Consider the following 985-nt stretch of genomic DNA (forward strand, 5'->3'; position numbering starts at 1 on the left):
TGGTGGGCAGGTGTCGCGCTGGCGACGGTGATCACGATCGCGGCCCTGGTGACCTGAGCCCGCCCCGTCGATGCTGATCAGCAGGTTGCGCCGCCACTTGGGCGGGATCGCGGCGATCGCCGCGTCGATGATCGCGATGTGATCGGCTGCGGTGTTCGACCCAGCATTGCCCGCACGGCAGATCACCGCCAGCAGCTCCCCGGTGTTGTCGCACCACGCCAACAGCGGGTGAAACCCGTAGCCACCCTTGAAATTCCCCGCAGCGTGCTGCTTGTCAGAATGCGATGCCACCAGCGAGGCGTCAATGCGGATCACCATCACCGGACCCAGATCCCCATAACAGGTCCGCGACGGCGGGATCGCGCCATACCGATCCTCGGTCAACGCCCACACCCGCTTCCGGACCTTGTTGCGTGCCTGCATGATCCGCGTCAGCGCAGCCTCGTCGATTTCGTTGAGTGATCGCCACATCGTCGGGATCGACCCCACAGCCCCGAACAGGCGAGGCTGATCCCGCAGCACTGCGGTGCCGGCCAGGTTCTGCGCGCCGCCCGCGATCGACACCGCCACGTCCCGCAGCACCGCGCCCCGATCGTGGAGGACCTCGGGCCGCGACAACGCAGCCGACAAGCCGCTGGTCAGACCGATCGCGTCGGCCAGCATGCGCGGGATCACGTTGCCGGCGTGCCCGACCACATCGTCGCCGCGGACCTCAACTCGAACGTTTTTCGACCACTCCGTAGTATTCTGCATCTGATAGGTGCGCTCCCGTCTTGGATACTGGAACCTTGAACAGTCCCATTATCCTTGCGGCAGCGCGCCTTTCGCGTTAACGACACCCGCAAACGCGGAATTGCATGAAAGATCGAGGTTAATGAGCGTGTTGCCAAAATCCTGTAGGTGGTGTGGCAGGTCCCCGATAGTCGGTCCATCTGGTTTTAGAGCCAGGTTTGTTTTGATACCGGGTTTCAGTTGATCTCGCAGG

At 63.2% G+C, this 985-nt stretch carries 2 protein-coding genes; both read right to left on the reverse strand.

The window, feature by feature from the left end:
* Positions 1 to 753, reverse strand: a 753-nt coding sequence (locus tag F6Q13_RS17890; protein ID WP_293059421.1) for a transposase, incomplete at its 3' end; no start/stop codon positions are given.
* Positions 754 to 801: 48 nt separating this feature from the next.
* Positions 802 to 985 (reverse strand): hypothetical protein (locus F6Q13_RS17895; protein WP_293059423.1); only part of this gene is annotated, 184 nt, incomplete at its 5' end.

It is taken from the genome of Mycobacterium sp. (assembly GCF_008709575.1).
Taxonomy (GTDB): Bacteria; Actinomycetota; Actinomycetes; order Mycobacteriales; family Mycobacteriaceae; genus Mycobacterium.